Here is a 3,092-nt window from a genome sequence, read left to right as displayed (position 1 = left end):
GGCGCGCTGCTCGATCTCGCCGGCCGCGCGCGCGGTGATGATGCCGGCGACGTGCTGGCGCTGTGGAAGCGGCGCGGCAAGCGGGCGTTCGATGCGGAAGCGGAAACGACGGAGGCGAGCTGATGGCGGATTTCGATATCGAGGCGATCCGCGCCGAAGTGCGCGCGATGGATTTCACGCGCGGCACGCCGGCGGAAGTCGCCATGTGGCGCGAGGACATGGCGGACTCGCGCGCCAACCTCGTGATCGAGGACATGATCCCGACGCCCAACGACGATGCGTTCTTCGAGATGATGCTGGTCGAGGCGGTCCCCCCTCCCCTCGCCACGCAAATCCTGCTCCGGCTGCTCGATCATCCCGACTCCGATCGGTCCCTGCCGATTACGCCCGTCGCGGCGGCGCGCTGATGGCGGGGCCGCTCATCGGCGGGCGTCGACCGATCTCCTGGCGGCTCGCGATCGTCGTCTCGTTCGTCGCCGCCTATGCGACCGCCCGCTGGCTCGAAGGCATCTTCGGGGTGGGCAGCATTTCCGGCACGGTGTCGTTCTTCGTCCTGGTCGGGCTGATCGCCGCGACCTGGCGCATCAACAGCCGCGCCGCCAACCGGCAAAGCGAGCTGCTGGGGTCGGCCCGCTTCGGCGACCGCGCCGACGTGCGAAAGCTGGAAGCGAGCGGGGATCTCCTGATCGGCCGCTCCGCCAAATCGGGGAAGCTGCTCCGCTATGACGGCGCGGCACATCTGCTGACGATGGCTCCGACCCGGTCGGGGAAGGGTGTCGGCACGATCATCCCCAACCTGCTGCTGCTCGATCGCTCGGTGATCTGCATCGACCCCAAGGGTGAGAACGCGCGTGTCACCGCCCGCGCCCGCGCCACCAAGGGGCCGGTCTGGTGCCTCGATCCGTTCGGTGTGTCGGGCCGGCCCCCTGCCTGCTACAATCCGCTCGATCGGCTCGATCCCGCCAGCCTCGATCTCGCGGAAGATGCCAACACGCTCGCCGACGCCCTGGTCCATGACGCGCCGGGACAGTCCGGCGAAGCGCACTGGAACGAGGAAGCCAAGGCGCTCATCGCCGGGCTGATCCTCCATGTCGTCACCACCGAACCCCTCGATCGCCGGACGCTGGCGACGGTGCGCGAGTATCTGACGCTTGCCCCTGCCCGCTTCGCCGATCTGCTAGCCGCGATGCAGGACAGCGCCGGTGCCGGTGCCGGTGGCCTGGTCGCGCGCGCCGCCAACCGCCAGCTCGGCAAGTCCGATCGCGAAGCCGCGGGCGTGCTGTCGTCGGCCCAGCGCCATACCCACTTTCTCGATAGCCCGCGCATCGTCGCCAGCACGGCCACGTCGGATTTCACGTTCGCGGGATTGAAAGAATCGACCGCCACGGTGTTCCTGTGCCTGCCGCCCGATCGGCTCGACACCTATGCACGCTGGCTGCGGCTGCTCGTATCGCAAGCCGTCACCGACATGGCGCGATCGACCGCCCGCCCTGCCCGTCCGGTATTGTTCCTGCTCGACGAGTTCGCCGCGCTTGGCCGTCTGGAGCCGGTCGAGCGCGCGATGGGGCTGATGGCGGGCTATGGCCTCCAACTCTGGCCGATCCTCCAGGACATGCACCAGCTCAAGGCGAACTATGGCGAGCGCGCTGGTACGTTCATGTCCAACGCCGGCGTGATCCAAGCGTTCGGGGTGAACGATCATGCCACCGCCGACATGCTCTCGCGCACGATCGGCGACACGACGCTGGAATACGATACCGTCAGCACCTCGCGCGGCACCGGCTGGGGTGAAAACCGCGCTGGCCCCTCGGAAAGCGTCAGCGCACACGTCACCGCCCGGCGGCTCGCCACCCCTGACGAAATCATGCGGATGCGGCCCGACCAGGTTCTGTTGCTGCGCCAGGGCGAACACCCGCTCGCGGTCGAAAAAATCCGCTATTACGATCAGCGCGAGTTTGCCGGGTTGTTCGATCCGGCCTGAACGGTCGCCGAAAGCACGAAGTCCACACACCGCCGGGCCGGAAGTTGGACCCGCTACGGGTAGCAGCCGCGGCGGGTCCGGTCGCGATCGCTGGGCAGCTCGCTTCGCACGTCATAGTCGATCTGACCAGTTAGCGCGAGGGGCCGCGCTGGCGCTGCCCTGGCCTTCGTAGGGCTCTGCCCTCCCCTCGCCTCTCGATCGGCGCACCACGGCCCGGAAACCCGCCCCTGAGACCGATTTGCCGGTCACTGTCGCTCGAAGTCGAAGCGCCGCCGGTCGCGCTTGGCTTTTCCGGAAAGCCTGCGGCGCTTGCGCCGCCCTGGTGACGCCGAAGGCGGCACGCAACTAAAGCGCATCGGCCGTTAGGCCGATTCCGTTTCTCCCCTCCCCTTTCGGACGTGTGATGTCGCTGATGGAGGGAGCTGCCGTTGTCCTAGCCTAACGGGCTTCTGCGGGTCCAGCGGTGCCGCTCGGGGTTAAGAGATTCTGTTAAAGAGGAATCGTTAAGAAGGTTAAGGGCCGCGCGAAGCGGAATCTTCGCTTTGCTATCAGGCAGTTGCGGATGTGCATGGTGGGTGAAACCCCGTGATTCGGTGGGTGATCCCCCGATAGTCCGGTGGGTGATCCCCCGAAGCGATGGTGGGTGATCCCCCGAGTCCGCCAATCCTGAAAAGCGGCTTTCCGGGACGGTTATCCACAAGCTGGCGGGCCGTTCGGCCTCGATCGCGGCGCGGTGCGGCCGGCCGGTCGACTCGGGCCGGTGGGCGAAACCCCGATAGTGACGGCTGCGGTGGGTGAAACCCCGATAGTCAGCGACGCCCGGCGAGCCGATCCATGCGGGCGTCGACCTCCTCGGTTCGCCGGCGATCGACGTCGAAGCGCGCGCGCCGCTCCTCTTCGGCCCGCATCCGCTCGGCAAGCGCCAGCGCCTCGGCCTCGCCGCGTCGCCTGAACAGGACGGCGGGGCTTTTGTCGGCCGTCTCGGTCGTCTCCATCGTATAGTCGGGGAGCTGGTCGGCCTCGATCACCCGCCGGAGCATCCGGTTGAACTCCTTGGGCTGGGCGTCGCTGCCGGTCTTGTCGCGTAGCAGCTCCACCCGGCACACCCACC

3 protein-coding genes and 1 pseudogene are annotated in these 3,092 nt (G+C 67.7%); 3 read left to right on the top strand and 1 reads right to left on the bottom strand.

The annotated features are described in order from the left end of the window. From AX709_RS05905 to AX709_RS05895, 3 genes and pseudogenes are all read left to right on the top strand, one after another. A pseudogene (locus AX709_RS05905) lies at positions 1-123 on the top strand (conjugal transfer protein TraD); the annotation flags it as partial. Beyond that, positions 123-407, top strand: coding sequence for a hypothetical protein (locus tag AX709_RS05900; protein WP_066547841.1), 285 nt, complete (start codon positions 123-125; stop codon positions 405-407). The pseudogene AX709_RS05905 and the gene AX709_RS05900, both read left to right, overlap by 1 nt. Beyond that, positions 407-1,981, top strand: coding sequence for a type IV secretory system conjugative DNA transfer family protein (locus tag AX709_RS05895; protein ID WP_082731650.1), 1,575 nt, complete (start codon positions 407-409; stop codon positions 1,979-1,981). The genes AX709_RS05900 and AX709_RS05895 overlap by 1 nt, the downstream gene beginning before the upstream one ends. 809 nt (positions 1,982-2,790) lie before the next feature. Here AX709_RS05895 and AX709_RS05890 read toward each other — a convergent pair. Further along, positions 2,791-3,092 (bottom strand): replication initiator protein A (locus AX709_RS05890; protein WP_197432019.1); only part of this gene is annotated, 302 nt, incomplete at its 5' end.

It is taken from the genome of Sphingomonas sp. CCH15-F11, assembly GCF_001557005.1.
In the GTDB taxonomy this organism is placed as follows: Bacteria; Pseudomonadota; Alphaproteobacteria; order Sphingomonadales; family Sphingomonadaceae; genus Sphingomonas.
This window is presented reverse-complemented; position numbering and strand designations above follow the sequence as displayed.

What these genes read in the sequence shown, in the direction of transcription:
- AX709_RS05900 (WP_066547841.1), top strand. Translation starts at nt 123, where the DNA reads ATGGCGGATTTCGATATCGAGGCGATCCGCGCCGAAGTGCGCGCGATG.
- AX709_RS05895 (WP_082731650.1), top strand. Translation starts at nt 407, where the DNA reads ATGGCGGGGCCGCTCATCGGCGGGCGTCGACCGATCTCCTGGCGGCTC.